The 22,772-nt window shown below is 63.9% G+C and carries 21 protein-coding genes and 6 pseudogenes; 7 read left to right on the forward strand and 20 right to left on the reverse strand.

Annotation, left to right across the window (positions count from 1 at the left end):
• Positions 1-2: 2 nt before the first annotated feature.
• From JFV30_RS17770 to JFV30_RS17820, 11 genes are read right to left on the reverse strand one after another with little or no spacing between them, the layout of a single operon-like run.
• The gene (locus JFV30_RS17770) at positions 3-272 is read right to left on the reverse strand and encodes an EscS/YscS/HrcS family type III secretion system export apparatus protein (protein ID WP_010167085.1); all 270 of its coding nucleotides are present in this window, start codon (positions 270-272) and stop codon (positions 3-5) included.
• 10 nt (positions 273-282) lie between these two features.
• A complete protein-coding gene (sctR, locus tag JFV30_RS17775; protein WP_003208316.1) occupies positions 283-936 on the reverse strand; it encodes a type III secretion system export apparatus subunit SctR in 654 nt (217 codons plus the stop codon).
• Entirely contained in the window at positions 933-1,934 is a 1,002-nt protein-coding gene (gene sctQ / locus JFV30_RS17780; RefSeq protein ID WP_201124782.1) for a type III secretion system cytoplasmic ring protein SctQ, read from the reverse strand. The genes sctR and sctQ overlap by 4 nt, the downstream gene beginning before the upstream one ends.
• Entirely contained in the window at positions 1,931-2,380 is a 450-nt protein-coding gene (locus JFV30_RS17785; RefSeq protein WP_201124783.1) for a hypothetical protein, read from the reverse strand. Before JFV30_RS17785 ends, sctQ begins: the two co-directional genes overlap by 4 nt.
• Before the next feature lie 16 nt (positions 2,381-2,396).
• The gene (locus JFV30_RS17790) at positions 2,397-3,719 is read right to left on the reverse strand and encodes a FliI/YscN family ATPase (RefSeq protein WP_201124784.1); all 1,323 of its coding nucleotides are present in this window, start codon (positions 3,717-3,719) and stop codon (positions 2,397-2,399) included.
• Positions 3,716-4,294 carry a FliH/SctL family protein gene (locus JFV30_RS17795; protein WP_201124785.1) on the reverse strand — a complete coding sequence of 193 codons (579 nt, stop codon included), beginning with the start codon at positions 4,292-4,294 and terminating at the stop codon, positions 3,716-3,718. The genes JFV30_RS17790 and JFV30_RS17795 overlap by 4 nt, the downstream gene beginning before the upstream one ends.
• Entirely contained in the window at positions 4,287-4,904 is a 618-nt protein-coding gene (locus tag JFV30_RS17800; RefSeq protein WP_201124786.1) for a type III secretion protein, read from the reverse strand. The genes JFV30_RS17795 and JFV30_RS17800 overlap by 8 nt, the downstream gene beginning before the upstream one ends.
• A complete protein-coding gene (gene sctJ, locus JFV30_RS17805) occupies positions 4,901-5,683 on the reverse strand; it encodes a type III secretion system inner membrane ring lipoprotein SctJ (protein WP_201124787.1) in 783 nt (260 codons plus the stop codon). The genes JFV30_RS17800 and sctJ overlap by 4 nt, the downstream gene beginning before the upstream one ends.
• 4 nt (positions 5,684-5,687) lie before the next feature.
• A complete protein-coding gene (locus tag JFV30_RS17810) occupies positions 5,688-6,125 on the reverse strand; it encodes a hypothetical protein (protein WP_169389107.1) in 438 nt (145 codons plus the stop codon).
• Between the two features lie 9 nt (positions 6,126-6,134).
• Positions 6,135-6,365, reverse strand: a complete 231-nt coding sequence (locus tag JFV30_RS17815; protein ID WP_003208330.1) for a hypothetical protein — start codon at positions 6,363-6,365, stop codon at positions 6,135-6,137.
• A gap of 31 nt (positions 6,366-6,396) precedes the next feature.
• Positions 6,397-6,963 (reverse strand): type III secretion protein, encoded by a 567-nt coding sequence (locus JFV30_RS17820; RefSeq protein ID WP_201124788.1) that lies wholly within the window; start codon positions 6,961-6,963, stop codon positions 6,397-6,399.
• A 48-nt stretch (positions 6,964-7,011) separates the two neighbouring features.
• Between JFV30_RS17820 and JFV30_RS17825 the strand changes: the two genes are divergently transcribed.
• On the forward strand, positions 7,012-7,776 hold the full coding sequence (locus tag JFV30_RS17825) for a tetratricopeptide repeat protein (RefSeq protein WP_201124789.1): 765 nt from the start codon (positions 7,012-7,014) through the stop codon (positions 7,774-7,776).
• Between the two features lie 473 nt (positions 7,777-8,249).
• On the opposite strand, the gene JFV30_RS17830 is transcribed toward JFV30_RS17825, so the two are convergent.
• The 7 genes and pseudogenes from JFV30_RS17830 to JFV30_RS17860 form a co-directional block, all read right to left on the reverse strand.
• On the reverse strand, positions 8,250-8,630 hold the full coding sequence (locus JFV30_RS17830; RefSeq protein WP_169389109.1) for a hypothetical protein: 381 nt from the start codon (positions 8,628-8,630) through the stop codon (positions 8,250-8,252).
• A 14-nt stretch (positions 8,631-8,644) separates the two neighbouring features.
• A pseudogene (locus JFV30_RS17835) lies at positions 8,645-9,930 on the reverse strand (type II and III secretion system protein family protein).
• Positions 9,920-12,057: pseudogene (gene sctV, locus JFV30_RS17840) on the reverse strand (type III secretion system export apparatus subunit SctV). Before sctV ends, JFV30_RS17835 begins: the two co-directional pseudogenes overlap by 11 nt.
• Positions 12,054-12,389: a tetratricopeptide repeat protein gene (locus tag JFV30_RS17845; protein ID WP_169389111.1), complete on the reverse strand. Its 336-nt coding sequence runs from the start codon at positions 12,387-12,389 to the stop codon at positions 12,054-12,056. Before JFV30_RS17845 ends, sctV begins: the two are co-directional and overlap by 4 nt.
• Positions 12,389-12,745: a hypothetical protein gene (locus JFV30_RS17850; RefSeq protein WP_010167059.1), complete on the reverse strand. Its 357-nt coding sequence runs from the start codon at positions 12,743-12,745 to the stop codon at positions 12,389-12,391. The genes JFV30_RS17845 and JFV30_RS17850 overlap by 1 nt, the downstream gene beginning before the upstream one ends.
• A 28-nt stretch (positions 12,746-12,773) precedes the next feature.
• Positions 12,774-13,666 (reverse strand): annotated as a pseudogene (locus tag JFV30_RS17855) (SctD/MshK family protein).
• A 125-nt stretch (positions 13,667-13,791) separates the two neighbouring features.
• Positions 13,792-13,953 carry a hypothetical protein gene (locus tag JFV30_RS17860; RefSeq protein WP_003207273.1) on the reverse strand — a complete coding sequence of 54 codons (162 nt, stop codon included), beginning with the start codon at positions 13,951-13,953 and terminating at the stop codon, positions 13,792-13,794.
• Between the two features lie 563 nt (positions 13,954-14,516).
• Here JFV30_RS17860 and JFV30_RS17865 point away from each other — a divergent pair.
• The 4 genes and pseudogenes from JFV30_RS17865 to sodC all read left to right on the forward strand — a co-directional run bounded on the left by JFV30_RS17865 (position 14,517) and on the right by sodC (position 18,896).
• A complete protein-coding gene (locus JFV30_RS17865; RefSeq protein WP_242487107.1) occupies positions 14,517-17,411 on the forward strand; it encodes a type III effector HrpK domain-containing protein in 2,895 nt (964 codons plus the stop codon).
• A gap of 26 nt (positions 17,412-17,437) precedes the next feature.
• Positions 17,438-17,734 (forward strand): hypothetical protein, encoded by a 297-nt coding sequence (locus tag JFV30_RS33285; protein WP_242487108.1) that lies wholly within the window; start codon positions 17,438-17,440, stop codon positions 17,732-17,734.
• A 72-nt stretch (positions 17,735-17,806) separates the two neighbouring features.
• Complete coding sequence (locus tag JFV30_RS17870) at positions 17,807-18,259, forward strand: winged helix-turn-helix domain-containing protein (protein ID WP_201124790.1); 453 nt, start codon at positions 17,807-17,809, stop codon at positions 18,257-18,259.
• A 116-nt stretch (positions 18,260-18,375) separates the two neighbouring features.
• Positions 18,376-18,896, forward strand: a pseudogene (sodC, locus tag JFV30_RS17875) (superoxide dismutase [Cu-Zn] SodC).
• A gap of 855 nt (positions 18,897-19,751) precedes the next feature.
• Here sodC and JFV30_RS17880 read toward each other — a convergent pair.
• A pseudogene (locus tag JFV30_RS17880) lies at positions 19,752-20,617 on the reverse strand (Dyp-type peroxidase).
• A 28-nt stretch (positions 20,618-20,645) separates the two neighbouring features.
• Entirely contained in the window at positions 20,646-20,873 is a 228-nt protein-coding gene (locus JFV30_RS17885) for an ArsR family transcriptional regulator (RefSeq protein ID WP_201124791.1), read from the reverse strand.
• 2 nt (positions 20,874-20,875) lie between these two features.
• Between JFV30_RS17885 and JFV30_RS17890 the strand changes: the two genes are divergently transcribed.
• Together JFV30_RS17890 and JFV30_RS17895 are read left to right on the forward strand one after the other, a co-directional pair.
• The gene (locus JFV30_RS17890) at positions 20,876-21,067 is read left to right on the forward strand and encodes a hypothetical protein (RefSeq protein ID WP_201124792.1); all 192 of its coding nucleotides are present in this window, start codon (positions 20,876-20,878) and stop codon (positions 21,065-21,067) included.
• 78 nt (positions 21,068-21,145) lie between these two features.
• Positions 21,146-22,770: pseudogene (locus tag JFV30_RS17895) on the forward strand (NADP-dependent glyceraldehyde-3-phosphate dehydrogenase).
• Positions 22,771-22,772: the final 2 nt, after the last annotated feature.

Below are 22,772 nucleotides of genomic sequence, written 5' to 3' on the forward strand. Positions count from 1 at the left end.
GGTCAGCGCGTCCACAAGGGGAAGTTGTCCAGCACCTGGCCGCCAAGCTCCGCCACTTGCCCGGCCAGCACCGGGCCCAGGAACACGATGGTCAGCAACACCGCCACCAGCTTCACCACCTGGGGCAGGGTCTGGTCCTGGATCTGCGTCAGCGCCTGGAACAGCCCCACGCTCAAGCCGACAATAATCGCGACCCCCAGCGCCGGCGCGGAGAGCATCAGCACGGTCATCAGTGCCTGTTTCATCAATGACAGGAAAACGTCCTGGCCCATGGGTCGTGCCTCAGCCGTAACTCAGAATCAAACCGTGCATCAGGCGCGACCAGCCGCTCAATGACACGAACAGGAAGATTTTCAGCGGGATCGAAATCAGGTTCGGCGAGACCATCGACATGCCCATCGCCATCAACACGTTGGACACCAGCAAGTCCACCACCAGAAACGGGATGTACAGCAGGAACCCGATCTCGAAGGCCCGGGTCAGTTCCGAGCTGACGAACGCCGGGATCAGTACCACCAGGTCGTCATCCCGCAAGTCGGCACGGGCTTCCGGCGACCAGATGGTCTCGGTGGCCTGCACGAAAAAACCGCGCTCGGACTCGTTGGCAAAGCGCGCCAGGTGCGCCTGCAACGGCGGGCGCAAGGCATCGCCAAGGTCCTTGAGTTGCTCGACGTGCTCGATATTGAGGTCGCGCCCCTCCACCTGGCGGTACATGTCGCCAATCAACGGCGTGGTGACGTACACCGACAGAATCAGCGCGATGCCGTACAGCACCAGGTTCGGCGGCGTCTGCTGCACGCCCAGGGCGTTGCGGATGAGGAACAGCACCACCGAGATTTTCATGAACCCGGTGAGGGTCACCACCGCCAACGGGATCAACCCGATGGTGGCGACCACCAGGATGATCTCGATCAGGTTCGGCTGATAACCGGTCATGGGGTGGCGAAACTCAGCAGGCGTACGCCCAGGCCGTCACCGATTTTCACCAGTTGGCCCTGGCCGACGCGGCGGCCGTTGACCATCAGGTCGACGCCATCCACCGTGGGGGTATTGAGTTGCAGCAGGCTGCCCGCGCCCAGTTCCCGCAGTTGCGCCAGGGTCAGTTCCAGGCTGCCGACCTGGCACACCAGCTTGAGGGGCAAATCGTCCAGGGCCGCGGCGGCATCGACATCAGTCATTGTGTTCTCCATGTCCAAAAGGGGCGATTTCAAAGATTCCTGTAGCTGCAGCGACGAGCCGTCGCGCTGGCAGCGGGCTTGCAGGCGGCCCTCAAGGTCCAGCAACCAGCCACTGCCGGGTTCGAGCATCAACACATCGCCAGGCTGCAAGCTGCGCAATTCGCCGAGGCTCAGCCATTGCCGCCCGGCCACCACCGCCAGGGTCTGGCGCAGCGCGGGTAAAGGGTCGGCCTCAATCTGGCCGTGTTGCTCCAGCATCTGCGCCACCAGCAGCGCGGCGCTTTCGCTCAAGTCCAACTGGGCGGCCATGGGTGGGCTGTTGCCGAAGGTCAAGGTCAGCGCCAGGTGCACGGCGTAAGGCCGCTGATCGTCACTGGCATCGAGCAACTGCACCGGGTGGCCGAGCAACTGCTCAAGGCGCTCGATCAAATCCAGCACCGCCAACTCCAGCAGCAACGAGCGCGGCAATGACGGCAGCACCTGCGCGTCGAACTGCAACGCCAACGGCACCAGCACCTGCTCCACCGTGTCGGCCGAGAGCCGCAGGCGCGCCGGGGATTGCCCGAGTAGCAGCCATACATCCCGGGGTGTTTTCAGCGGCTGGGGATCGGCGGCCCAGGCGACGCTCAGGTCCTGGCCGGCGCACCCGCCCTGCCACGCGTGGCGCCGGCGGTGCAGTTGGTTATGCACCGCGAGCAACGCCGGGTCGTAGTGTTCAAGCCAGGGCGCCAGCGGGTCGGCAAGGGCCACGATCATGTGCCGAGCCCTTGCTCTTCGCGCAATTCACCGGCGACCCGCTCGCTGCTTTCGCGGCCGTCCAGCAGGCTTTGCCAGGCGTCGGACTGGCGCTGGCGGTTCAGGCGTTCCTGACGGAACAGGTCGCGCTCACGCTCTTGGATTTGCAGGGTGCCGGATACGTGGCTGACGTCACCCTCAAGCAGTTGCTCATCGTCGGACAAGCCCCGCAGGCGATCCTGGGCCGCCTGCCAACTGGCCACCGACAGGCCTTCGGTCAGCGAGGCGTAAATCTCGCCGGCTTCTCGGGCAACGGCTTCGCGGTGCAGGCGCAATTGCTCCTTGGCGTCGGTCAAGGCGCCGTGGGTTTGCACGCAGCGTTGCTGTTGCGCCGCCAACTGGCTGGCCGCCCGTTGTTCACGCAGCACCCGCAGGGTTTGCAGGGTGCGCAGTTGTTCGGTCTTCATGGGTTGCTCTCCATCGTCATGCCAGCACCTGGCGCATGCGGATCAAGGTGTGTTCGGGGCTGCTGGGCTCGTCGGCGTTCTGGCGCAGGAAGGCTTCGATCGCGCTGTGGCGAGTGATCGCCTCGTCGGCCAGCGGGTCGCTGCCGGCGGAGTACTCGCCAACGCGGATCAGCATTTCAATTTCGCCGTAGCGCGCCATCAGTTCGCGAATGCGCATTGCCAGGCGCTTGTGTTCTTCACCGGCCACCTGCTCCATCAACCGGCTGCGGCTGCGCAGCACGTCCACCGCCGGGAAGTAGTTGCGCTGGGCCAGTTCGGCGCTCAGGGCGATATGCCCGTCGAGGATCGAACGCGCTTCCTCGGCCACCGGATCGCTGGCGGCATCACCCTCGGTAAGCACGGTATAGAGCGCGGTGATGCTGCCGCTGGGGCCCGGCCCGGCGCGCTCCAGCAGCTTGGGCAAGGTGGCAAAAAACGACGGCGGATAACCGCGCCGGGTCGGCGGCTCACCCACCGCCAGGCCGATCTCGCGCTGGGCCCGGGCGAACCGGGTGAGGCTGTCCATCAGCAGCAGCACGTTACGGCCCTGGTCGCGGTGGTACTCGGCCAGGGTGGTGGCGACAAAGGCCGCACGCACCCGCTCGGCGGCGGGACGATCAGACGTGGCGACAACAGCGACCGTACGTGCGCGGGCCTGGGCGTCCAGTTGCACGTCCAGCAGTTCGCGCACTTCCCTGCCCCGCTCGCCGATCAGGCCGATCACAATCACATCGGCCTCGCTGTTGCGGATGATGCTCGCCAGCAACGAGGATTTGCCCACGCCGGGCTCGCCGAAGATGCCCATGCGCTGGCCCTGGGCGAGGGTCAGCAAGCCGTCGATGGAGCGAATGCCCAGGGCCATGGAACGCACGATCAATTGCCGGGAGAACGGCGCCGGTGGCTCGGCATGCAAGGGATAGGTCTGCAAGTTCAGGGTCGGCGGCACGCCGTCACCGTCGAGAAACTCGCCCATGGGGCTGATCACCCGCCCCAGTTGCGCATCCCCCACCGCCACGCCGAGGCTTTCACCGGTGGCGATGATCTGGGTGCGGGTCGACAGGCCTTCCATGGAACCGATAGGCGACAGGATCGCTTCGTCACCATCGAAGCCTATCACCTCGGCACTGAGGCTGCGGCCGCTGACCGGATCGCGCAGGTGGCACAGCTCACCGATGCTCGCACCGGCCACACTGGCCCGCAACAACACCCCGCGAATACTCAGCACGGTGCCCTGCATCGGACGCAAGCGCGCCTGGGACAGCCGCTCGGTCAGGCGCGGCAGCAAGTGGTTGAGGTTCATGCCACGCCCTCTTCGGCGAAGGGCAACAGGCTGCGGCGCAAGGTCTGCAGTTGGGCCTCCAGCCCCAGCTCAACCGAACCCGCCGGGCTGCTCAGGCGGGCCTGGCCGGCACTCAGTTGCGCGTCGGCCTCCACGGCGATGCCGTCCTTGAGGAGTTGTTGGCGCAAGGCATTCACTTCGGCGGGCGGCACCCACAAGGTCAAGGCCTGGCCCTGGCGAAACGCGCTCAGGGCCTGGCGCGTGCAACGCACCACACGGTCGGTGTCGTCCAGCTCGCCGAGCACTTCACGCACGATGCCCAGGGCCAGGTCCGCCAGCGACGCTTCCAGCCCGGCGAGGTAATGCTGCACCTGGGCCTGGGTCTCCAGCAGCAACTGCGCGACCTGCTCTGCGCCTTCTTTGCGTGCACGTTCAAAACCTTCAGCACGCGCGCTGTACAGCCACTGGTCACTGTCGGCCTTGATCTGCTCGGCGTGGTCCCTGGCGGCTTGCACAAAGGCAAAGCCATCGGTCCACAACGCCGCTTCTTCGGCGCGCAAAATCCGCGCGGCGGGACGGCTGGGTAATTCACTCATGGGCAAGCTCCTCGGCGAGCAACCGGGCGGCGACGGTCTGGACAATTTCCAGGTCGCGGGGCAAGCGCCCGCTATAACCTTTCGGCGCGACAAACCGCAGTTGCAGCCAGCCTTGCAATTCGGCGGGCTGGGCCTGCAGCCAGGCCGCGACACAGGTGAGGCCATCGCGGTCGATGGCGTCGATCAACTCGGCGGGCTCACGCAACAGGTCGGCCGCGCCGCCTAACTGGCGGTGCGCCAGGGCCAGGGCAAAAGCTGCCTGGCCGAGGCCTTCGCGCAGCTCATTGACCACCTCGCGGCGGATCTCCCGGCTCAGGGTCGAGGCATGCCAGATCGCGCCACACAGCCTCGGCAGCCGCTCGAATTGCGCCGGGTTCAGCAGCAACACCGGTAAATCGGCAGCCGGCGGGGTGACCAGATGCGCCAGCGGCGCCAATTGATAATGGCCGGCCAGCAACTGCTCCAGCCGCGACTGAAACCGCGCCTGCCCGTGCAGGGCTTGCAGCACCTCGGCCGGCAGGCCTTCGCCGAAACACTCGCCCAGGCTCTGCTGGCGCACGAACTGCAACGGCTGGGCGATCAGGCCCTGCCAACGTTCAACCAGGCTCATTCACCCTCCTTGAGCACATACAACGCCTGGGACTGGCGCCGCGCCCAATACTGACGGGCCAGCACGCCACCGGCGCCCAGGGCGACCAGCAGCAAACCGCCGAACAACAACCGCGCCTGGTTGAGGTTGTCTTCCAGCAGCCACAAGCCCATGAAGCGCGCGAGTCGCGGTTGGGCCGGGTTCTGGCTGACGGACACCGCGGCCTTGATCACCGTCACCGACACGCCCTCGTAGCTCAGGCCGGAAATGCCGTTGGCCACCAGGGTCTTGATCTGCGGGATCAGGGTGTTGATGTCGGTGCCCGGGTCGTAGCGCACCAGCACCGAGGCCGACGACGGTGAGATCACGCGCTTGAGCAGGTCATTGTCGGGCAGCACCACGTGCACCCGCGCCGAGACGATGCCGTCGATCTGCGACACCGAGTGGGACAGCTCTTCGCTCAAGGCGTAGATCATCTGCGCCCGTTCCTGCACCGGCGACGACACCAGGCCGTTGCCCTTGAACACCTCGCCCATGTTGGAAAAGCTCTGCTGCGGCAGCCCAGCGTTATCCAGCAGGGTCATGGCTTCGGCGAAACGCTGTTCGTCGACCACCACTTTCAACTGGCCGTTGTCCTGCACCTTGCGCGTCGCGGGAATACCGTCGCGCAGCAACACGGCGACCATGGCGTTGGCGTCGCGCTCGCTGAGGTTGGTGTAGAGGTCCATGTCGCAGGCCTGCAAGAGGCTGGCGAGCAGGCCGATCAGCAGCAGGCGCAGGGCACGATTCGGGCTTGGCATGGCGTTATTGACCCTTGAGCAGCGTGTTGGCGGAACCGGAAATCTGCGTCGCACCGCGCACCACCATCTGGGTTTCGATGGAGTAGTCGAACATCTTGCCCAGTGAATGGACGATCTGGTCGACCTGCTGCTCGGCGACTTTCTTGCCCGGTTCTGCAGTGGAAGAGGCACCCGAGGTGCGGATGTCCGCAGCGGCCACTTGGGGTGGCGCCGACGGGTTATTGGTGAGCAAATCGGCGCGCTCGGAAAAGGTCCGGGAGCGGTCGATAAAACTGTTCAGGCGCTCCATCAGGCCCGAGCCGATCTGATGGGGGCTCGCGCCTTCGGGCATGCCCTTGGCCGTATTGGCCATGTGCTCGAACAGATTCTGCGAGGCCCCGGCGGGCCCCGCGCCGGCGGACGGCGGCAAGGCCGTGGCGCTGGCTGCGAGACTGATGGTCATGGGTGCGCCCTACTCTTCGTCGTCATCGGACATGGCGTCATTCAGCATTTCCTGCGCCTTGGGCATGATGATGAATTGACCACCGATGGTGACCGCCTGGGTGATCAGGGCATCGGTGAACTCGGCGTCGGTCATCTCCGGTTTGTCGGCGCTCTTGGCGTTATCCACCGCGGCGTTGAACTTGGCTTCAGGGCTGGCGCCACCGGGGGCGAGGTTGCTGTCTACGGCGGTTACGGACATGGTCATGCTCCTTTGCTGGGGTTGGGGTGAATCAAGGGGTTTCGGTGCTCACCTGGGCGCCGCGAAATACCCGCACGCCGTGCTCACGTGCCACAACGGGCGCGGCGGCCTTGGGTTGCAGGTGATCCACATGCTGCTGGACCAGCGCCAGGTACGGCGGCGGCCCGGAGACGAAGACTTCATCGCCCTCGGGGCCGTTGCGCATCGACAACTGCTGGCCGAAGACGTCGAGGTTGTTCAAATAAGCCTGCAACTGGTCCAGGTTCAGGGCGCTGGCCTTGAACAGCTTGGTGGTGATTTCGTCGCTGGCATTGAGGTACAGCAGGTTGCCGTCGAAGTACCAGGTCAGGCCGCTGGTGCTGCACAGCGTCTGCAGGAACTCCCCGGCGGTGGCGGCGCGCACGGTGCTGCGGGCCTTGCCGCGAACCTTGTCGGAGAGCACCAGCGGGATGTCGAGGTTGTGGCCGAACTCTTCGAGGGCGGCGCGCACGTCCTGGTCCACCAGCACGTAGGCGTAGGGTTTGGCGAACCATTCGGGCTCTTCGTCGGCGTGGGCGATCGAGGCGCCAAACAGCACCGACAGACATAGGAGCGCCATGGAAAATATGCTTACATGGCGTCCGCCTTCGCCCAACGAGTTGTGACGATGACCAAACACTTTTTGCTTGCCGGCAGCCTGCTGCTGGCCGCCTGTTCCAGCACCGCGCCGAGCGATTCCGACCGCTCGGTAAAGCTGGCCAACGACCTGAACAAACGTGGCGACTACGCCAGCGCGGCGGCGCTGTATGAACGTGCGGCCCAGCAACCGGGCGCCGGCATCGACCTGTGGCTCAAACTCGGCCAGGCGCGGCTCGACGGCAATGATGCGGCCGGTGCCGAGCGCGCCTTCCAGCAGGCCCTCGGCCTTCAGGCCCACAACGCCGACGCCTTGTTGGGGTTGGGCACCGCGCAACTGCGACTGGGCAAAACCCAGCGCGCCGTGACGGCCCTGGGACAAGCCGCCGAGGCCAGCCACTCGCCGGTCGCCTACACCCGGCTGGGCATTGCCCACGTGCTGAACGGCCAGGCGGTGACGGCACAAACCGCATTCGCCAAAAGCCTGAGCCTGCAACCCGACGACCTCGACAGCCGCTGCAACCTGGCCCTGGCCTACGCCCTTGGCGGCCAGGCGCAACAGGCTCTGGACACCATCGCCCCGGTCACCCAATCGCCCCGCGCGTTGCCACGGCATCAGCGCAATGAACTGCTGGTGCTGGTGTTGGCGGGTTACGAACAACGGGTGGCCAGCTTGCCGCTGGACGACATTCCGGCCGCTGAGCGAGTACGGCTGGTTGCCGAAGCCAACCGCATCAAAGCCATCAGCGACCCGGTTGCCCAGGCGCGGGAGTTGGGGCTGGTGGATACGCACTAAACCCAACAACTTTTGATCTTGCTGTTGCACTGCTTTTGATCTTGCTTTTGATCTATCAGGCCCCGTCAACCACGATGGCCGCAAGCAGGCACGGTGTAGCGGGTAAACCGGCAAGGATGCCGGTTTAGCCGCGACGGGCCAGGGACGGGCCGTCGCGGCGGCCCGCGGAATCGGGTCTGATTGCGGGCATGCCGAGCCTGGGCGAGGCACCGAGTGGTGGGGCAAAGACCTTTTGGTTACTTTTGGGGCGTTTGCCAAAAGTGACCCGCTGTAAGAGCGGAACCCTAAGTGGCCGTTACCGCAGGAATGGATATGTACACGGTAAGCTTCAAGATCCTGGTCGCCTGCAAGACCGCTTTCGCGAGCAAGCCCGCTCCCACATTTGGATGGTGGTGTGACAGATAGATCTGCTGGGGCTGGAATGCCGCTATCGCAGGCAAGCCAGCTCCTACAGGGGGAATGTGCACGGGGAGTCATTGCTCGCCTCCCGGTGCGCCAGCCTTGGCCTCTTGCTGAGCCTGCCGCCGCTGCAACTGCTCCCGGTCAAACCCCTCGATATACACCTGCGCCGCCCGCCCGACCGGCGCCGCCATCGCAGGCCCGGTGGCCCGCCCCTGATTCAAATCCTGGCGCTGCTCCACCATCTGCATCAGATTCAGATTGTTGGCACAGCCCAACGGCAAGGTCGCCTTGAAATCCTCATCCAGCCCGATCTCATCCTTGGCCGGCGGCTGCTGGCACTGGCTCGGCAACCCGTCCGCCTGATACTGCGGCGAGTAATACACCGGCGCCAGATGCGTCTTGCAGCCCATCACCAACAGGGGCAAACACATCAACAAACGCGAAACTTTCATGCCATGCCCCCTCATCAATTCATGTAGAAACCAAACGCCCCACCGCTGCGCGGCCCCGTTGCCGCAGCGGTCGCGGGCTGCGCGTCGAGCGGTGTGGCCAGGGTGCGACTGCGCACCGGCTCCACCAGGTACGGTGTGATCAAAATCACCAACTCGGTTTCGTTGCGCTGAAAACGCTTGGAGCGAAACAGGTTGCCCAGGATCGGCAAGTCGCCCAGCAACGGCAGCTTTTCGATGTCCTGGCTGCTCTCGCGCTGGAACAAGCCGGCAATCGCAAAGGTCTGCCCGCTGCCCACTTCTACCCGCGTATCGGCGCGGCGCACGCTGAACGACGGCACATGGAAATTGCCGAAATCCACCGTGCCGCCACTCACCACACTGCTGACCTCCGGGCGCACTTGCAGGGCGATCCGGCCGTTGGGCAGCAGCGTCGGGTTGAACAGCAGCGACACGCCGAAGGACTTGTATTCGATGCCCACCAGGTCCCGATTCACCGGCACCGGAATCGCCACTTCACCCCCGCCAGAAAGCTCGCGGTCTGCCCGGTCATGGCGGTGATATTCGGCTCGGCCAGAATTTGCAGGATCCCGTTGGCCTGCAACGCGTCGAGCATGCCGTCGATATTGGTGTTGCCCGAGCCGCTGCCCGCTGCCGCCAGGCCACCAGCCGTGGCTGCTGCCAGCGGCCCGCCGGTAATCAGGCCGAAGGAGAAGGTGCCGTTGCTGAACATCGCGTTCCAGTTCACGCCGTAGTGCAGCAGTTCCGAGCGGGATACTTCAGCGAACCTGACACGCAAATTGACCTGGGCCGCACCGGCATATTCCGTGGTGTTGACCGCACTCTGGAAACCCTGGCCCTGGGGGTTGAGCAGCGCGTTCAGGTCCGTCGCTTCGCCCACCGAACGCACCGTGCCCTTGGCGATCAGGCGGTTGCCGGCACCGCTGATCTGCGCGCCATTGCCGGGGTGCAATTCCTGCATCGGCGCGGTCACCGCCTGGGTCGCGCTGCTGACGGCCAGGGTCAGGCTGGCGAGCTGTTTGCCGTCGCCGCCGAGGGCGATCAGGCTGGTATTGCCCGGGGCCTTGCCGAAGATATAAATCACCCCCGGCGACACCACTTGCAGGTCGGCAATCCCCGGTTCGGCCACCAGCACCGACTCCACGGGCGCCACAAAATGAAGGATCCGGCCTTCACCGGAAGCCAGGCTGATAGAGCCCTGGGCACCGTTGGCGATGTCCTGGGCATTGCAAAAAACGAGGTCAACGTCAGCAACAACAGACAAAAACGGATCATGAGGCAGACGCCAGGGAAGTGACGGAAGCCGCGGCAGGTGCACGGCGGTTGGAGATATCGGTGAGGCTGATGGTCACCAGCGCTTGCAGGTTGTATTCAGTGGCCAGCTCGCGAAACGACAACACCGCCAGCTCCAGTTCGCCGCGCAGCACCAGGCGACTCAGGCTACGGCGCAATTCCGGGTGCACCAGCAATACCGCGCTGTTGGCTTCGGTGGTTTTGTCGCAGGCCTGGCGCAGTTGGGCGAGCAAGGCGCGGTTGACCTCTTCAGGGATCACTTCGCGGCTGGGTTCCTGGCGACGCAGGGACGCACGCAACTGGTCTTCCAGACCGGGCGCCAATACCAATGCGCCAATCACCCGATTGCGGTCGGCGTACTGGTGGCTGATCTGCCGTGCCAACGCAGCGCGCAGGTGTTCGGCCAGGCGGCCGGCATCGGTTTCCCGGGCGCCCCACTCCACCATGGCTTCGAGCAAGGCCCGTTGATTGCGGATCGACACGCCCTCGCCCACCAGCAAGCGCAGGGTTTCGGCCACCCGCTGCAACGGCACCAGGCGCAAGGCTTCCTTGACCAGTTCGCCGTACGTGGCTTCGGTGCGTTCGAGCAGCAGGCGGGTTTCCTGGATCCCCAAAAGTCTGCAGCGTAGCGGCGCAGGCTGCGTTCCAGCACGCCGCGCAGGACTTCGTCCGGCAGCAGGAAGCCGATGCCGGCGTTGCGCAACACGTCTTCGTGCTGGCGTTCGATCCAGTGCGCAGCGCGGCCGTTGAGCGGTGAATCGGCGTACAGCGTGGTGATGTCCAACAGTTGCACGTGCACCGGATCGTCCTGCAACAGCAGGCAGTTGACCGGCATCTCGCCTTCACTCACCGGCACGCCTTCCAGGGACACCCGGAAGCTGCCGGGCGTGGCCTTGGCGTCCATGTGCACGCCCGGCACCGGCACGTCGACGCCGAGGTCGCTGCGGATGTCGTGACACAGCGCCTCAATGCGCTGGGTCAGCAACTGGCGCGGCGCGCTGAGGGCCAGGGCGCTGCCGAGGGTCAGCAGCACGCGGGTGTCGGGCGCCACGCCGTAGTCCTGCTCGGCCTGCGCTTCGACCACCGGCTCCAGCGTCTCGATCAGGGCTTCAGGCTCTACCTGATGTTCACGGGTATGCCGGCGGTACATCACGAACGCCGCGCCGCCGAACACCAGCGACAACCCGAGGAACACCCAGGTCGGAAAGCCCGGGATCACACTGACGCCGACCATGATCAATGCGGTCAAACCGAGGGCCCGGTAGCTGGCGCCCAACTGCTTGAGAATCTCGCTGCCGAGGTCGCCCGCCTCGCCGTCGCTGTTGACCCGCGTGACCACGGTACCCGCTGCCACGGAGATCAACAGCGCCGGGATCTGTGCGATCAAACCGTCACCCACGGTCAGCAGCGAATAGGTGTGCACCGCCGCGCCGAAGGCCATGTCGCGCTCGATCATGCCGATCAGCATGCCGCCCAGCAGGTTGACCGCGAGGATCACCAACCCGGCAATCGCATCGCCTTTGACGAACTTCATCGCCCCGTCCATCGCGCCGAACATCTGGCTTTCACGCTCCAGGCGCGAACGCCGGCGGCGGGCTTCGGCCTGGTCGATATCGCCGTTGCGCAGGTCGTTGTCGATGCTCATCTGTTTGCCGGGCATCGCATCCAGGGTGAAGCGCGCCGCCACTTCCGCGACCCGTTCGGCACCCTTGGTGATCACCACAAACTGCGCCACGGTGATGATCAGGAACACCACCATGCCCACCACCACCTGGCCGGCAATCACGAAGTCACCGAAGGCCTTGACGATATGCCCGGCGTCGCCGTGCAGCAGAATCAAGCGGGTGGTGGTGATGGACAGCGACAGGCGAAACAGGGTGCTGAGCAGAATCAGCGGTGGCAGCGCGGAGAATTCCACCGAATGGCCGATGTAGAAGGCGACGATCAGGATCAGGATGCTCAGGGCGATGTTCAGGCCGATCAGCATGTCCACCAGGTAGGTGGGCAGCGGGATGATCATCATCACGATCGCCATCAGCATGAACGCGACGATGATCACGTCGGTACGCTGGGCGGCCATACGCGCGATGCCGTTCAGGCGGTTGAGCAGGTTCATGGCGCCACTCTCCGTGCAGCCAGGTAGCGTTTGAAGCACTGGCGCGCTTCGTCCTTGCGTTCGCCGTACCACAGTGCGCGGGCGCGCAGCAGCAACAGGCTGGCGGACTCGCCTTCCAGCGCCACCAGGCGGTCCAGGGCCGACAGTGCGCGGGTGGCGTCACCGCTGTCGGTGAACGCCAGCACCAGCGAGCGCAGCAGCAGGCCGTCGTTGGGCGCCACGCTCACGGCAATCAGCAGCATCACCAGGGCGCGCTGGGACTGGCCGTTGCGCCGGTACAACTCGCCGATGCCCTTGAGCAATTGCACTGCGTCGTCGTTATCCCGGGGCATCAGGCCTGGACCTCCGAGCGCTGTTGTTCGAGAGTGCGGCGCATCTCGATTTCCTCGCTGATCAGGTCGTGGGCCAGTGCCTTGATTTCCGGCTCGGCGTCGAGGTTCGGCAACAGGTGCTGCATCACGTGTTCCAGCAGCTCCAGGGAACGAGCGCTGCCAAACAGCAGCGAGTCGACGCCGGCAGCGCTGGTGAGCTCTTCCAGGTCGCTGCGCAGGGAGCGCCGGGACTGGACCTTGCGGGTTTTCAGCACCGCTTCAAAAGCAGTGGCCTGGCGCGAGTTGACCGGGCGAATCGCCTCGACCGGTGCGCTGCGCACCTCACTGGGAATCAACGGACGGGGTTCGACTTTCATCCCGGGGCCTTAGCTGAAAAAAGCAGCGTCATAGGGTGAAGGTGAAGCGTTCTTCGCCACGGGCGAGGATCACCTGATTGTTCTCGATGCGTTCCAGCACCCAGTTGTCTGCCAGGGCCGCGCCGGGGTACAGGCGCTTGCCGCTGTCATTGATCACGTAGGGATTGGCGCCGAACCACACCGCTTGAAAGCGCACCCGTGGCCGGGCTGCATCCGCGCGCACCGCGACCCGCGGGTTGAGCACGATCTGCTGGCCGTAACGCTGGTCGAACGCTTGTTGCAGGGCGACCCACTGGGGCTTTTGCGCCCGCTCGAAGGAGCCGGTGGCGTTGAGTTGGCCGTCGATGTCGTTGACCTTGACGGCGTCCAGGTGGGCGGCCTGCAATTGCCCTTCGAACCAGGCCTTGGCTTCGGCGCGAGAAGGCTTGGCCGCAGCTTTTTCGGCGACCGGCCTTGCGGTTTGCGCTTGAGGCGGATCGTTGCGAAAAGCCAGGGCGCCGGCGCACACAAACAGCAAGGCGGTGGCGATGATCCAGGGGTGAAGGTGCGCGTCACCGCAGGCGGTTTTTCAGCGCTGCCCGGCAGCGCCAGGCTCACACCCGCCGTGCCGATGCGCAGTTGCAGCGGCAGCCGCGCGCGATGGCCGCTGCCTTGGGGAATGCGGATATCACCGGCAGTGCCAGTGATCAGTACGTCGCCGCCGAGGGCTTCGACGGCCACCTGGGCACCGTCAAAACGCAGGCGCAGGTGCAACTCGGCGATCCCGGGATCGCTGAGCTGAAGGTCGGCGGCCAGTGCGGCGCCAAGGGTGTAGACCGGCTGGTCGAGCATCAGGGAACTGCCCTGGTGCAAACCGTGGGTCACAAGCAGGGTCGGCGCGCCGTTCACGGCGGGCAGGCCCAGGGAAATCAAGGCTGTCATGGTTGGGTTTGCCCCCTTGAGAATCACAGGCCGCAACGGCACCTGTGCCGATCAACAACGGTGCAACGGGGTGAAGCAGGACGAGGCAGGTATGCGGGCAGCGCCGGCGCTGCCCGCATGGCGAATCAGTTCTGCGGACGCTGTTTGGTGGCGTCGAGCTCTGCTTTTTTCGCGGTGCTGATCTCGGTGATCTTGGCCGACTTCTCAATGGCCATGTTGAAAGTTGCTTCCATCTTCGCGATAGCGTCGTCGGCGCCGCCTGCACTTACTGGTGGAGTAGTAGCCATGTTCAATCTCCTTGCATCGATAGGGAAGTTAAGCGGTATGCAAACCGAACCGAACTCCCCGCGTCAGACAGTGAGTTGGCAATGCAGCCGTCGGTTTGCATGGGAACCATACTACTCACGAATAAAACGCCTTCGCTGTGAAAGCTTGTGAAACGTTGACGGCGGACGCTGTGAAAAAACCGGCTCAACGTGCCGTTGAGCAAATCTCATCACCACGCCGATGTGGAACTTTTATTGAAAAACCGATAAACGCTGAAACCCAATGATTACGGGGCTTTCTCCATCCAAAATGAACGTTCTTGAACACTTCGATGCCGCCAGATTCCACGCAAAACCGTTGATCGCCCATTATTATTCGGAAAATAAGCCGACAACTTCACACTTTTAACTAATAGCCATTTGCCCAACTTCGCAGATATTGCCATTTGTAACAAAACCGACTTGATCATCGCGTTTGATAGCTCGGCGCGGGCCTGCTCCATAACACTTCGCAACTTTCGCCCGCCCAAGTTAGTGCACTTGCACTAAATATCGACTTATATAAAACAACTTCCAGGTGATCTATGACTGCGATCCCGAATGGCCTTGATCCTGCCGATAACAAGGGCCCGGATGGCTCCCGGAGCACGTTTGAAAAAGCCCTGTTCACCGCCGTCGACAAGCCGGTATTCGACCCCTCGAAAATCCGTGGTCCGTCCATCCCGCTGCCTTATCAGAACGTCCAGGCACCGGTGAACAACAGCATCACCTACACCCCGCTGGGCAGCGACAAGCCGGTGACCCTCAAGCAGATCGACAACCCCAGGCTGTTTGAGCAATTGGTCAACCAGTACAACGCCCAGCAGAGCGATGCGACCCTTGAAAAGAACCTGGCCGACAGCAAAAGCGCCGGCTACAAGGAAGCCGACGCCAGCACCGTGGCGCCGGGGCTGGACAACTACAAGGCGATCGGCAGCACCACCGAATTGGGCCCGGGGCTGATCCGCTACGAGACCAGCGCTGGCGACAAAATCGTGGTCAGCCAGAAGGAGACCCCTGCGCTGTTTGCCCAGGTCAGCGGCGACTCGGCCAAGCTGTTCGCGATCAACGCCAGCCAGGCCGACGGCTACCGCCTGGCCGGCCCCACCGAAACCATGGACCCGGCGGCGAACATCGGCCCGCCAGAAGAGGTCGGGCCAGGCTTGATTCGCTACACCACCGCCTCCGGCGACAAGGTGATCGTGTCCCAGGACATCACCCCGGCGCTGTACGACCAGGTCGCCAAACTGTATGCCGGCAGCACCGGTGCGGCGGGCGCCTCGGACACCTCCTGGATCGACACCTCGTCGTTCGGCGTGTCGGGCGCCAAGGACTGGGACACCATCACCGGCAACACCAGCGGCACGCCGACCAAGGAAGAACTGGACCTGAACCGCCCCAAGGCGGCTGCCCAATTGCTCTCGCAAAACTGGGACGCCTGGGGCCTGCACGGTGCACCGATCGACTTCGCCAACCCGCCTACCACCCTGCCGCCGGAAGCCCAGGCCGTGCTCAAGTACGTGGCCAGCAGCCCGAGTCTGATGGCCGCGCTGGACACCGGCGGGCGCGGCAAGGCCGACAACGTCATTACCCATTCGGATGTCGACCACTTCATCGACAACGCCGGCAAGGACCTCGGCGCCGCGTCGAAATCCTATGGCAGTTTCCTCGGCAGCCACCCGGGCGACCTGGCCAAGGCAAACGCCAAGTCGGCGGCGATCCTGATGGCCAACGAGAGCCTGGCCGCCGGCGCCGGTTCGGCGATGCGCCCCGGTGACGCCAACCAGCGCAGCAATGACGGCATGCTGCGCAGCGACAACCTCGCAGCGTTGGGCAGCGATTCGGCCCTGAGCACCGAGCTGACCGGCGCGGCGGCGATGTGGTCGAAACCCGGGATGTTCCACGCCCTGGAAACCGGCGGCGACAACCCGGCCACCGGCAAGTCGGACGGCATCGGCACCCGCGACAACATCGGCGCCTGGCTGGAAAAACAGGCGCCGAAAACCGACAGCGACACCCTGACCTTCCTCGACGGTGCCGCCACCCGTGATGCCGTGGCCGGTGTCGACACCTCGGGCCTGACCGCCGACATCCTGGCCAACCCGCAGAACTACAGCGGCGAACAAAAAGCCGCGGTACTGGTGCAACTGACCGATGCACAAACCCGCCTGCTGGTGAGCGATTACGTGCCCCACGCCGGCCTGATGGACAAGTACACCTCGCCCAACTACGGCCTCAACCCCAACGAAGACAAGATCAAGGCACAGCTGCAAAGCGGCATCGAAACCCTCTCGGCCGACCCGGATGTGCAAGGCTTCCTGCAAAACAATCGCGGCCCGGCCCTGGCCGACATCGTCGACAGCAACCCGACCCTGAAAGTCGCGATGCAGAACTACTACACCAACGATATCGAGACCGGCAAAAACCTCACCGACAACCTGAATGCCAAGGACCAGAACGGCAAGCAGATCGACATGGGCATGGGCCTGCAAAACGCCGCCAACGATACGACCATCGCCAACCTGGCGCTGGGGGGCAACGGCCATGTGGACCTGACCGGCATCGCGGACAAGGCCGGGCAAAGCGACAACATCCAGCAGTACTACAAGAACGAATTGGTGACCGGCAAAGCCTTCACCGACGCGGTGGCCGGCGGCATGGACCCGACCGTGGCGGCCAGCAGCTTCGCCGCCAGCACCGCCTCGGCCCAGGCCTTCCTTGGCGACAAAGCCTCGGCGGATGACGCGGCCACCTTGCAGGTGAATTTCAACGAAGCCCTCGGCGATGCGCTGCTCGGCGGCGCGACCACCGACACCCTGAACATCACCCTGGGGGACGGCAAGGGCAACTTCGACGAAGCCAAGGTGACCGCCGCAATCAACGACGCCCAGCAGAAAGACCCCGAGATGTTCGTCACCTCCGACGGCGGCAAGATCGACCCGGCGCAGGTGGTGTCGATGCTGCGTTCGGTATGGGACATCGGGCGCCAGGGCGACAAGATTGCCGACGCGCTGCCCAAGGCCATCGAAGGCATGAAGTTCGGCGACGTCAGCCCGGCGTTCAAGCAAGGCCTGCTGCACATCGGCAGTGCGGTGCTGATGAGCGGCGTGCTGATGGCCCGTTCGGCCAGCGGCAGCAACACGCCGGTGGCGGACGCCAACCGAGTGTCCGCCGGGCTGCAATTTGCCGGGCTGTTAATGGAAGGCGGCACCAAATACGCCAAGGAAGCGGGCTACGGCATCACCTGGGTCAACCGTCCGGACGGCGGCACCATTGGGGATTTCCCCGGCAAGGTGCCGGTGGGCAAGGGCCCGCTCAGCCCGCAGCAAATCGCCAACCTCGGCGCGGCCGGCAAGATCATCGGCTCGGCGGGCGGGATAATCGGCGGTGTGATCGGGGTGATTGGCGGTGTCGACTCGTTGAAAAAGGTGATTACCTGACCGGCAGTTTCTCCGTCGCCACCGGCGTGCTCGGCACGGGTGCGGCGGTGGCCGGCCTGGTGGAAGCCGGTGCCGGGTTATACGGCGCCACGGAAATCGGCGCGGTGGCCGGGACCATCAGCGGCATCCTCGGCGGCGCCACGGCTATTCTCGGCGGCATCGGCAGCGCCTTCCTGCCCTTCGCCCTGGCCGACGCCCATGGCAAGGCGCAGGACGCGTTCTACGGCCAGTTGGCGCCAGTGCTCAAGCAATACGGCTTGACCGGCGGCCCGACAGAGCCCGGGGACTATCCGGAAGACCCGATCCCGGCGATCAACACCTGACCCTCCCTTGCAGCCCTGCGCGAAAGGGAGCCGCGCGGGGCTGTGTCTTGAACACGCACAAAGGTTAATCACATGACGTATTCACAACGCAGCCACCTTGAAGACAGCGCTTTTGAAATTCACTTTGGTCCTTATCGACTGCTGCCCAGACGTCATCTGCTGCTGAAAAACGGTGAACCGGTGAGCCTGGGCAACCGCGCCCTGACCTTGCTGATCGCCCTCGCCTCGCGGCCTGGAGAACTGCTGGAGAAAACCCAACTGCTGGACATCGCCTGGCCACGGCTGGTGGTGGAGGAATGCAACCTGCGGGCGCAGATCAAGGCGATCCGCCGGGCGTTGGGGGACGATGACTCGGTCTATATCGCGACGGCGACGGGCCAGGGTTATCGGTTTGTCGCACCGACCTGGGTGGAGCGCGAGGCGCTGAAAAAACCGGTGGTGCTGGGGGTTTATAGCTGCCGCCGCTGTGTGGGCAGTGAGGTAAAGCCGGTGCACAGTGTGCAGCAGGAAAGGCTTAACAGCTGAGCCGTGGTGATTATTCCGTTGGAAAAATATGTTTTTTCCAGCGGAATTATTTGGCCGGGCTGGTCGTTGTGTTTCCCGAGACTGCTCACTTTTATCAACTTTTCGGGAAACTTCTCATGAATCGCATTCATTGGCTCAGCCTGGCCAGCCTCCTCGTCATTGGCACCGCTCAGGCGGCGACCCTGCAAGTTCCGGTCAACCTCGTCAGTGCCGATGGCGCGCCGCAGCCTGTGGGTACGGTGACCATCAGTGAGTCGGCGTACGGCCTGATTTTCACTCCTGACTTGAAGTCCCTGCCGATGGGTGTGCATGGGTTTCATATCCATGAGAACGGCAGCTGTGAGGCGGGTGTGAAGGATGGCGTGAAGGTGGCGGCGCTGGCCGCCGGTGGGCATTTTGACCCGCAGAAAACGGGCAAGCATTTGGGGCCGTATGCCGAGGGGCATCTGGGGGATTTGCCGGCGCTGTATTTGAATATGGACGGGACTTCGACTAACCCGGTGTTGGCGCCGCGGTTGAAGGCCATTGCGCAGATCAAGGGCCGGGCGTTGATGATTCATGCCGGGGGGATAACCACTCCGACATGCCCAAGCCTTTGGGTGGTGGGGGTGAGCGATTGGTGTGTGGGGTGATCTGAGTTGGCCGGGGGTATTTTGGTTGTGGCTGATATGGGTTCCGCTCTTACAGCGGGTCACTTTTGAAAAGAGCCGGAATGCCGGCCCAGCCAAAAGTAACCAAAAGGCTCTTGCCCCACCACTCGGCACCTCGCCTAGGCTCGGTGTGCCCTCACTCCGGCTTTGGACCGTGGGCCGCCGCGATGGGCCATCCTTGGCCCAGCGCGGCTAACCCGGCGTCCTGCCGGGTTACCCACGCTCCAAAGCCTGCGTTCGGCCAGCGTGGTTTAACGGGGCGCCTAAGATCAAGATCAAAAGCAGATCAACAGCACAGCGGCCTACAGGCCGGCTTGAGTGGTGTGAAGCAAAGGCAACATCAAGATCAAGATCAAAATCTAAAGCGGGCACGGTCAAATGTGGGAGCTGGCTTGCCTGCGATGCAGACAACTCGGTACATCAGACACACCGAGGTGATGCCATCGCAGGCAAGCCAGCTCCCACAGAAAAGCAGAGCTGCATCCGTTTCAGATTTGGCTTTCGCTCTGGCTTTTGATCTGGCTTCTACCACTCAAGCCGGCCTGTAGGCCGCTGTGCTCTTGCTTTTGATTTTGATCTGGCTCTGACTGCCCCAATAAGCCCGAGGCCGAACGCAGGGATTGAGGAGCGGGTAAACCGGCAGGACGCCGGTTTAGCCGCGACGGGGCAGGGACGCCCCGTCGCGGCGGCCCGCGGAGCAATGCCGGAGTGAGGGAACACCGAGCCACAGCGAGGTGCCGACAGGCGGGGCAGAGCCCTTTGCTTACTTTGGGGCTCTTCCAAAGTGAGTCGCTGTAAGAGCGAAACCATAAGCCGCCGTTACCTAAATAACGGATATGTACTCACCCTGAAAAAACCAAACTCAAATCCAACCGCCCTTCAAGCACCGGCGGACACCAGTAGTACCCCCAGTCAACGGCGTGCTGATGCGATACAACCCATCAACAATCCCATCCTCCAGCCCACTCATCCGCCGCAACTGCGCTTCAAACGCATCAAACGAATGCCCAAACGCCAGGAACATCAACCCCGCCTGCCCGTTCTCGGCCCAAGGCATCGACCGGCGCACCACAAACGCCTCAGGGGTAAAACTCTCCTGAGCCGTACGCTTGGTGTGCGCCGACTCCGGCGCATCCTCCAGCTCCTCGTTATCACCATGGCGGCGACCGATAATGTGATCCCGCTCCAGGGCCGGCAAGGCCGCAAACCCATCCAGATCATGCTGCCACTGCTGGATCGCCGCAAAACTCGCCCCACCCTCCGCCACCGCCGCCTCAACCGCCGCATCGTCATGGGGATTCTCAGTGCCATCCTCATAATCGGTCAGGTCAAACCCGGTCTTGTAGCGAAAACCCTCGGTCATCTGAACCAAGGCAAACCCCGGTGCCAAAGCCTTCTCAAACGCGCGGCTGCGCAACAGCAACTCACCGCGATCCACACCATGCAGCCAGACCCACAACGCCTGCTGGGTCGACGGATTCTCCGCCCCCGGCCCGCTCACGTGAGGGAACGCCCGCAACCCGTCAACCCGGGCGCCCAGGGCATTGACCAGCGGCTCACCGAAACCCACCACTGCATTCGCGTCTGCCAAGTGCACCAGCGCATCCAGTGCGGCAGGTACAGCCTCCAGGGACTCAATGGCAAAAAACAGATGGCGTGCCTGCAACGGCACCGGTGCGGCAAGAATGCCCGGCTGGTACTGACTCATGTGAACTCCTTCAAGAAAGCCGCGCAGTTTAACCGGCCAGTGCCGGGTTGTGCTCAAGGTTTTCCAGGGTTCGCGGGTCGAGGTTCAGTTGCGCCTTGAGTTGCGCCCAGCCTTTGGGTGTGACCAGCACCGCATGGGAGTTTTTCGAGCGGCGCAGCCAGTCGGCCTCGCACAGGGCATTCAGCAGGTGTACGCCCAACGGCCCGGCCAGGTGATGGGTGCGCTCGGTCCAGTCCAGGCACTGTTGCGCCGCCACTGGTGAGCCTGGGCAGCCTGGGCAGCCTGGCCGCCGGGTTGATCACCCACGCCGCCACCAGCGCCTTGATGGGCGCCGTGGACAAGCACCGCGCCGGCATCGCCGCCGGAACCCTCAACGCCGCCCGACAGGTGGGCGCGGCGCTGGGGGTGGCGCTGTTCGGCGGCCTGTTGGCGGGCCATATCTGGACGTAATGCGTCTAGCCCTTGCCACACGGGCGGTTGATGGGTGAATCTCTAGTCACGTTTTGCAACCACTCCAGGGGTAGCGACATGACCACCGACAACCTGCTCGCCCAGCTGTTTCCCACTGCCGCCGAGATTCCCGAGCAATTCCGGCTCGCAGCGCCCATTGAACAACGTGATTACCTGGTTGGCGGCCAGTTGCATGTGTGGCACGGCCCCTTGGCCGAGGTGCGCAGCCCGGTGCAGTTGCGCGGCGCCGACGGTGACACGCCGGTAATCATCGGCAGCACCCCGCTGCTGGACGCCGACACTGCCCTGACGGCCCTCGACGCCGCCGTGGCCGCTTACGACCGTGGCCAGGGCGCCTGGCCGACCATGCGCGTAGTGGATCGCATCCAGCACGTCGAGGCCTTTTGCGGCGCATGCGTGAACAGCGCGACGCGGTGGTGAAGCTGTTGATGTGGGAAATCGGCAAGAACCTCAAGGACTCGCAGAAAGAATTCGACCGCACCTGCGACTACATCACCGACACCATCAACGCCCTCAAGGAACTCGATCGCCGCTCCAGCCGCTTCGAGCTGGAACAGGACACCCTCGGGCAAATCCGCCGCGTACCGCTGGGCGTTGCGTTGTGCATGGGCCCTTACAACTACCCGCTGAACGAGACCTTCACCACGCTGATCCCGGCGCTGATCATGGGCAACACCGTGGTATTCAAGCCGGCCAAGCTCGGCGTATTGCTGATTCGCCCGTTGCTGGAGGCGTTCCGCGACAGCTTCCCCGCCGGCGTAATCAACGTGATCTACGGCAGCGGCCGCGAGACCGTCAGCGCGCTGATGGCCAGCGGCAAGATCGATATCTTTGCGTTTATCGGCACCAACAAGGCCGCCAGCGATTTGAAGAAGCTGCACCCAAAACCGCACCGTCTACGCGCGGCGCTGGGCCTGGACGCGAAGAACCCCGGGATCGTGCTGCCACAGGTCGACCTGGACAATGCGGTCAGCGAAGCGGTGACCGGCTCCCTGTCGTTCAACGGCCAGCGTTGTACCGCACTGAAGATCCTGTTTGTGCACGAGGATGTGGTCGACAGTTTTATCGAGAAATTCAACCACAAGCTGGCCACCCTCAAGCCCGGCATGCCGTGGGAAGACGGTGTGTCGCTGACGCCGCTGCCCGAGCAAGGCAAGGTCGACTACCTCGGCGGCCTGGTGACCGACGCGCTGGCTCACGGCGCCAAGGTGGTGAACGAGAATGGCGGCGCCAGCCGTGGCTCGTTCTTCTACCCGGCGGTGCTGTACCCGGTGAACCCGCAGATGCGCGTGTACCACGAAGAGCAATTCGGCCCGGTGGTGCCGATCGTGCCTTACCGCGACCTGGAGACGGTGATCGACTACGTGCTGGAATCGGACTTCGGCCAGCAACTGAGCATCTTCGGCACCAGCCCGGGTGAAGTCGGGCGGCTGGTGGATGCGTTCGCCAACCAGGTGGGCCGGATCAATATCAACGCCCAGTGCCAGCGCGGGCCGGACAGCTTCCCGTTCAACGGGCGCAAGAACTCGGCCGAGGGCACGCTGTCGGTACATGACGCGTTGCGGGTGTTTTCGATCCGTACCCTGGTGGCGACCAAGTTCCAGGCGAGCAACAAGGAACTGGTGAGCGACATTTTGCAGGAGCGGACGTCGAGCTTTTTGACCACTGACTATATTTTCTAAAC

It is taken from the genome of Pseudomonas sp. TH32 (assembly GCF_016650855.1).
In the GTDB taxonomy this organism is placed as follows: domain Bacteria; phylum Pseudomonadota; class Gammaproteobacteria; order Pseudomonadales; family Pseudomonadaceae; genus Aquipseudomonas.

What these genes read in the sequence shown, in the direction of transcription:
- JFV30_RS17865 (WP_242487107.1), top strand. Translation starts at nt 14,517, where the DNA reads ATGACTGCGATCCCGAATGGCCTTGATCCTGCCGATAACAAGGGCCCG.
- JFV30_RS17785 (WP_201124783.1), bottom strand. Translation starts at nt 2,380, where the DNA reads ATGAAGACCGAACAACTGCGCACCCTGCAAACCCTGCGGGTGCTGCGT.
- JFV30_RS17860 (WP_003207273.1), bottom strand. Translation starts at nt 13,953, where the DNA reads ATGGCTACTACTCCACCAGTAAGTGCAGGCGGCGCCGACGACGCTATC.
- JFV30_RS17870 (WP_201124790.1), top strand. Translation starts at nt 17,807, where the DNA reads ATGACGTATTCACAACGCAGCCACCTTGAAGACAGCGCTTTTGAAATT.
- JFV30_RS17820 (WP_201124788.1), bottom strand. Translation starts at nt 6,963, where the DNA reads ATGGCGCTCCTATGTCTGTCGGTGCTGTTTGGCGCCTCGATCGCCCAC.
- JFV30_RS17800 (WP_201124786.1), bottom strand. Translation starts at nt 4,904, where the DNA reads ATGAGCCTGGTTGAACGTTGGCAGGGCCTGATCGCCCAGCCGTTGCAG.
- JFV30_RS17850 (WP_010167059.1), bottom strand. Translation starts at nt 12,745, where the DNA reads ATGAAAGTCGAACCCCGTCCGTTGATTCCCAGTGAGGTGCGCAGCGCA.
- JFV30_RS17815 (WP_003208330.1), bottom strand. Translation starts at nt 6,365, where the DNA reads ATGTCCGTAACCGCCGTAGACAGCAACCTCGCCCCCGGTGGCGCCAGC.
- JFV30_RS17770 (WP_010167085.1), bottom strand. Translation starts at nt 272, where the DNA reads ATGGGCCAGGACGTTTTCCTGTCATTGATGAAACAGGCACTGATGACC.
- JFV30_RS17845 (WP_169389111.1), bottom strand. Translation starts at nt 12,389, where the DNA reads ATGCCCCGGGATAACGACGACGCAGTGCAATTGCTCAAGGGCATCGGC.
- JFV30_RS17810 (WP_169389107.1), bottom strand. Translation starts at nt 6,125, where the DNA reads ATGACCATCAGTCTCGCAGCCAGCGCCACGGCCTTGCCGCCGTCCGCC.
- JFV30_RS17795 (WP_201124785.1), bottom strand. Translation starts at nt 4,294, where the DNA reads ATGAGTGAATTACCCAGCCGTCCCGCCGCGCGGATTTTGCGCGCCGAA.
- sctR (WP_003208316.1), bottom strand. Translation starts at nt 936, where the DNA reads ATGACCGGTTATCAGCCGAACCTGATCGAGATCATCCTGGTGGTCGCC.
- JFV30_RS17830 (WP_169389109.1), bottom strand. Translation starts at nt 8,630, where the DNA reads ATGAAAGTTTCGCGTTTGTTGATGTGTTTGCCCCTGTTGGTGATGGGC.
- sctJ (WP_201124787.1), bottom strand. Translation starts at nt 5,683, where the DNA reads ATGCCAAGCCCGAATCGTGCCCTGCGCCTGCTGCTGATCGGCCTGCTC.
- JFV30_RS17825 (WP_201124789.1), top strand. Translation starts at nt 7,012, where the DNA reads ATGACCAAACACTTTTTGCTTGCCGGCAGCCTGCTGCTGGCCGCCTGT.
- sctQ (WP_201124782.1), bottom strand. Translation starts at nt 1,934, where the DNA reads ATGATCGTGGCCCTTGCCGACCCGCTGGCGCCCTGGCTTGAACACTAC.
- JFV30_RS17790 (WP_201124784.1), bottom strand. Translation starts at nt 3,719, where the DNA reads ATGAACCTCAACCACTTGCTGCCGCGCCTGACCGAGCGGCTGTCCCAG.